Origin of the sequence: Mycobacterium sp., from assembly GCF_035640695.1 — a bacterium.
Taxonomy (GTDB): domain Bacteria; phylum Actinomycetota; class Actinomycetes; order Mycobacteriales; family Mycobacteriaceae; genus Mycobacterium.
On the sequence record NZ_DASQVQ010000104.1, the window covers coordinates 1 to 5706 of the forward strand.

The 5706-nt window shown below is 69.7% G+C and carries 4 protein-coding genes; all 4 read right to left on the reverse strand.

Features of this window, described 5'->3' with window-relative positions; all coding sequences use genetic code 11:
• Positions 1 to 874 (reverse strand): acyl-CoA dehydrogenase family protein (locus VE759_RS12010; RefSeq protein ID WP_324932250.1); only part of this gene is annotated, 874 nt, incomplete at its 3' end.
• Between the two features lie 77 nt (positions 875 to 951).
• Complete coding sequence (locus VE759_RS12015; protein WP_324932253.1) at positions 952 to 3306, reverse strand: RelA/SpoT family protein; 2355 nt, start codon at positions 3304 to 3306, stop codon at positions 952 to 954.
• 49 nt (positions 3307 to 3355) lie between these two features.
• On the reverse strand, positions 3356 to 3916 hold the full coding sequence (locus VE759_RS12020; protein ID WP_324932256.1) for an adenine phosphoribosyltransferase: 561 nt from the start codon (positions 3914 to 3916) through the stop codon (positions 3356 to 3358).
• On the reverse strand, positions 3883 to 5553 hold the full coding sequence (locus VE759_RS12025; RefSeq protein WP_324932259.1) for an ABC transporter substrate-binding protein: 1671 nt from the start codon (positions 5551 to 5553) through the stop codon (positions 3883 to 3885). The genes VE759_RS12020 and VE759_RS12025 overlap by 34 nt, the downstream gene beginning before the upstream one ends.
• Positions 5554 to 5706: the final 153 nt, after the last annotated feature.

Here is a 5706-nt window from a genome sequence, read left to right on the forward strand (position 1 = left end):
AACCCTCGCCGCGTTCGAACGTCACGCCGGACGCGGCCATCCAGGAGGCCCGCCAGGTGAGCAGCCGCGCCGCGTCGATTGCGGTGGCGAGGTCGGCGAGTGGAAACGCGACGCCCTGGTTGTCGATGATCGGCGCACCGAACGCCTCCCGGGCCTTGGCCAGCTTGTGTTCGAGTTTCTCCTCGCCGCCGAGCAGGTTGGCGCCGGGGATGCGCACGCTGTTGAACCGCAGTTCGGCGGTGTGCGACGCGCGGCAGCCGAGCTTGTCGAGCTTGCGCACCATTTCCAAGCCCGGGGTGCCGCCCGGCACCACGAAGAGAGCCTGGCCGCGGTGACCGAGTTCCTCGTCGACGACCGCATTGACCACGTGCACGTTGGCAATGCCGCCGTTGCCGATCCACATCTTGTGGCCGTCGATGATCCAGTCGTCGCCGTCGCGGCGCGCCCGGGTGCGCAGATTGCGCACGTCGCTGCCGCCTTGCGGTTCGGAGATCGCCAGCGCCGCGAGCTTGAGATCGCCCGGCGTGCCGAAGCACTCCGGCGCCCATTGGAGCATCTGCTCCGGCGAAGCGGCCTGCCCGATCGCCGACAGCGCCAGGGCCGGCATCACGATCGCCAGTCCGATTCCCGCGCAGCCCCAGAACAGCTCCTCCATGAACAGCGGCAGCGACAACCCGGTCGGGTCGCCGATCAGGTCGCGGTAGAACAGTGGGCTGTAGAACCCACGAGCAGCCGCTTCCTCCAGAACCGGCCACGGGAACTCCTGCCGGCGGTCGTACTCGGCGGCAACCGGGCGAATGCAGTCCTCGGCGAACTCGTGGGTGCGTCGGGCCAAGTCGTGTTGCGCGGTCGTCGGTGTGAGGTCGAAGGTCATCAAACAGCGTTATAACCAGCGGCCAGCACGCGCAAACGTGCCGTCCCGCGCGGGAGGGGTGTCGCGCGGGACGGGGGTCAGGCCGCGGAGGTGATGCGGTAGACGTCGTAGACGCCTTCGACATTGCGGACCACGTTCAGCACGTGACCGAGGTGCTTCGGGTCGCCCATCTCGAAGGTGAACCGGCTGATCGCGACGCGGTCCCCGGAGGTGGTCACCGACGCCGACAGGATGTTGAGCTTCTCGTCGGCCAGTACCCGCGTCACGTCGGACAGCAGCCGGTGCCGGTCGAGGGCCTCGACCTGGATGGCGACCAGGAACACCGACGACGCCGACGGGGCCCACTCGACATCGATGATGCGTTCGGACTGCTGTTGCAGCGACGCGGCGTTGGTGCAGTCGGTGCGGTGCACGCTGACGCCGCCGCCGCGGGTGACGAAGCCCATGATCTTGTCGCCCGGCACCGGGGTGCAGCACTTCGCGAGCTTGGTCAGCACGCCCGGCGCGCCGGGCACCGAGACTCCGGTGTCGTCGGTGCTGCGCTGGCGCACCGGCATCGTCGCCGGGGTGGACCGCTCGGCGAGTTCATCCGCGGCCTCGTCGTCGCCGCCGAGCTGGGCCAGCAGCCGCTGCACCACGTGCCGCGCCGAGACGTGGCCCTCCCCGACGGCGGTGTAGAGCGCAGACACGTCGTTGTAGCGCAGCTCGCGGGCCAGCGCGGACATCGACTCGGCGTTCATCAAGCGCTGCAATGGAAGCCCGCCGCGGCGCACCTCACGGGCGATCGCGTCCTTGCCGGCCTCCAGGGCCTCCTCGCGGCGCTCCTTGGCGAACCACTGCCGGATCTTGGCCTTCGCGCGCGGCGACACCACGAACGTCTGCCAGTCCCGCGACGGCCCGGCATTGGGCGCCTTGGACGTGAAGATCTCGACGACTTCGCCGTTTTCCAGCTTGCGTTCCAGCGCCACCAAGCGGCCGTTGACGCGGGCGCCGATGCAGCGGTGGCCGACCTCAGTGTGCACGGCGTAAGCGAAGTCGACGGGTGTGGACCCGGCCGGCAGGGTGATCACATCGCCCTTTGGCGTGAACACGAAGATCTCTTGCACCGCAAGGTCGTAACGCAGTGACTCCAGGAACTCGCCGGGGTCGGCGGCCTCCCGCTGCCAGTCGAGAAGCTGACGCATCCACGCCATGTCGTCGATCTCGGCGGCGGCGTGCGGATGCGGAACGCCGTTGCGGCCCTTGGCTTCCTTGTACCGCCAGTGCGCGGCGATGCCGTACTCGGCGGTGCGGTGCATGTCGCGGGTGCGGATCTGCACCTCCAGTGGCTTGCCCTCCGGGCCGACGACGGTGGTATGCAGCGACTGGTACACCCCGAACCGCGGCTGGGCGATGTAGTCCTTGAACCGGCCGGCCATCGGCTGCCACAGCGAATGCACAACGCCGACGGCGGCATAACAGTCGCGGATCTCGTCGCACAGGATGCGCACGCCGACCAGGTCATGGATGTCGTCGAAGTCGCGTCCCTTGACGATCATCTTCTGATAGATCGACCAGTAGTGCTTGGGCCTGCCCTCGACGACCGCGTTGATCTTCATCGCGTTCAGCGTCGAGATGATCTCGGCGCGCACCTCGGCCAGGTACGTGTCGCGTGATGGCGCCCGGTCGGCGACCAGCCGCACGATCTCCTCGTACTTCTTCGGGTGCAGGATCGCGAACGACAGGTCCTCGAGCTCCCACTTGACCGTCGCCATGCCCAGCCGGTGGGCCAGCGGCGCAATCACCTCCAGCGTCTCGCGGGCCTTGCGGGCCTGCTTTTCCGGCGGCAGGAACCGCATCGTGCGCATGTTGTGCAGCCGGTCGGCGACCTTGATCACCAGCACCCGCGGGTCCCGGGCCATCGCAATGATCATTTTGCGAATCGTCTCGCCCTCGGCGGCGCTGCCCAGCACGACCTTGTCCAGCTTGGTGACGCCGTCGACCAGATGCCCGACCTCCTCGCCGAAGTCGGCGGTCAGCGCCTCCAGCGTGTAGCCGGTGTCCTCCACGGTGTCGTGCAGCAACGCCGCGACGAGCGTGGTGGTGTCCATGCCGAGTTCGGCCAGGATGTTGGCCACCGCCAGCGGATGGGTGATGTACGGGTCGCCCGAGCGGCGAAACTGCTCGGCATGCCGCTTTTCGGCCACCTCGTAGGCGCGCTGCAGCAGCGTCAGGTCGGCCTTCGGGTAGATCTCCCGGTGCACCGCGACGAGCGGTTCGAGCACCGGGCTGACGGCGCTGCGCTGTGAGGTCATCCGGCGGGCCAGCCGGGCCCGCACGCGCCGCGACGCGCTGCTGGAGGTCTTCGGGGTTTCCGTCGGCGCGGCGTCGGGGACCTGGCCGGGCTGCGGCGGCGTCTGCACGGCCTGCGTGGTGCTGCGGTCGTCGGCCATCGTCACCACCTCCTGCCTCAACCGTGCCCCGTTCATCGAGGATATCGCCTCAGACGGTGCGCAAGGTGGTGACCGGCAGCGGCGCCACGGCGTCACGGCCACCGAGTGCGGCGAGTTCAAGCACCACCGCGGCACCGGTCACGGCGGCGCCGGCCTGGTCGAGCAGCCCGGCCGTCGCGCGCAGCGTGCCGCCGGTGGCCAGCACGTCGTCGATGATCACGACCGTGCGGCCCGCCAGGTCGATGCCCTCGGCCGGGATTTCCAGGGTCGCGGTGCCGTATTCGAGCTGGTAGGTCGCGCTGTGCACCGGCGGCGGCAGCTTGCCGCCCTTGCGCACCGTCAGCACCCCGGTGTCCAGCCGCACCGCGACGGCGGCGCCGAGCAGAAAGCCGCGGGCGTCGATGCCGGCGATGAGGTCGGCGCCCGAAGCCGTCTCGGCCAACGCATCGGTGACCGCCGAAAGTCCGTGCGCGTCGGCGAAAAGCGGCGACAAATCCTTGAATTGCACACCGGGCGAAGGGAAGTCGGCGACCTCGCGGGTCAACGACGCGATCAGGTCCGCCACCTCGGTACGGGTCACTGCACCAGCACCCAACGGTCCATGTTCCATCCCGCGCCCCAGCGGGTTGGATTGCTGTTCACGGCATACATCTTCTTCGATGTGATCAGGGTGCGCTGCTGGCGGTACAGCGGCAGCGTCGGCAGTTCGGCCCACAGCACCCGCGCGCCGTCGGTGACCAGCCGCGAGACCTCCTTCGGGTCCGCGGTCACCGTCAGCGTGTCGATGATGCCGTCGACCTGCGCGTTGGCGTAACCGGACAGGTTGTTGCCGTTGCCGCTGCGCAGCTCGTGGGCGTCGAACGCGGACGACCCGGTCGAGCCGCTGCCGGTCGCGCCGCCGGTGCTGGCAAGTAGCACGTCGAGCTGTCCGCTTTTCAACGTCAGCGGGCCGGTGGAGTCCGACGCGACGTCTTGGACCCTGATCCCGGCCGGTGCGCAGGCCCGGGCGATTGCGCCGACGGTCGCGGCGAGCCGCGCGTTGGGCGCCTGGTATCCGATGCGCACGGTCAGCGGAGCGTTCTTGAGCGCCGCCCGCGCGCCGACGGGGTCCGACCGGGTGAACTGGTCTGCCTCAGCCGCGCTCTCGGCCGTACCGAACGCGTCGTCGGTGTCGGCGCTCAATCGCGAATTCGCGATCGGCGCGGAAGCGTTCTGCGCGATCTGGTCCCGCGGCGTGCACAGGGACAGCGCGCGTCGCGCGGGCGGTGCGGCCATCGGGCCCTGGCCGGCGTAGATCAGCTGCTCGATGCCCGCCGACGGCGACTCGCTGCGTTGGTAGCCATCGGGGATGTTGACGGTTCCCGACGAGCCGGCGGCGATGTCGACGACGTCGAACGAGCCCTTGTTGATCCGGTCCTGGATGTCGGCTCCCCTGGGCCAGACCGTGATCCGCTGGGTCACCGGCTTGGCGCCCCACCACCGGTCGTTGGCGACCAGGACCACCGCACCGTCGGACCGCACCGAGTCCAGCTTGTACGGCCCCGACGACGGGAACCGCTTCACGTCGACGCCCGGCTTGAGGTCCCAGGTGGTGTTCCAGGTCTGCGCGATCCGGTCGACGGTCGGGCCGTCGTTGTTCTGGATCGCGGCGGTCACGTCGGTGCCGAGTTCGTCGGCGATCACGTGCGACGGCATCATCGTCGTCGCGGAGAACAGTTGCGCGTAGTCGACGACCGACCGGTCGGTGCCGAACGTGACGCGGGCCTTCTTCTGCCCGGCCACGCAGTCGACGCCGACGATGTCGCTGTAGCCGGCCCGGCTGGCCCCGTCGAACGACGGCCAGCGTCCGGACTGCGCCGCCCACGCCAACACCATGTCGTCGCAGGTGATCGGCTTGCCGTCGGAGTAGACGGCGTTGTCGGCGATCTGGTAGTCCAACACCAGCGGCGCCTTGCCCACGATCGAGATCGAGCCGAAGTCGTGGTCGCCGACGATTTGCCCGTCCGGTCCGTGGTAGCCGAACCCGGTCAGCGCCCGCGCGAACGCCTGCGGGCCCGACGACGCGGCGCCGGCGACGGTGTTGGTGTTGTAGCTGACCAGGGTGCCGTCGACCGCGTAGGCGATGTCCTTTGCGGCGCTGCTGGAGCACGACGACAGCGCAAACGGACCGGCCAGCGCCACTGCCGCGGCCACCGCTACCACTCGCCCTTGCGGGCGGGGGGTCCCCCCACGGCGCCGGTGCAACATTCGCTACCGCCGCCGCGTGCTGCGTTTACCCGACGGTCGACCGGTGCGGCTGCCGGCCGGCCGTACCGGCCGGGCGCCCGGCGCCGGCTTGTTGCCGCCGGGGCCTGCAGTGCCGCCGCGGCCGCCCGCGTTTCCGCTGGGGGCGCCCGCGTT

Excerpts from the sequence above, each read along its gene's own strand:
- VE759_RS12015 (WP_324932253.1), bottom strand. The coding sequence starts at position 3,306 with ATGGCCGACGACCGCAGCACCACGCAGGCCGTGCAGACGCCGCCGCAG.
- VE759_RS12020 (WP_324932256.1), bottom strand. The coding sequence starts at position 3,916 with ATGGAACATGGACCGTTGGGTGCTGGTGCAGTGACCCGTACCGAGGTG.
- VE759_RS12025 (WP_324932259.1), bottom strand. The coding sequence starts at position 5,553 with ATGTTGCACCGGCGCCGTGGGGGGACCCCCCGCCCGCAAGGGCGAGTG.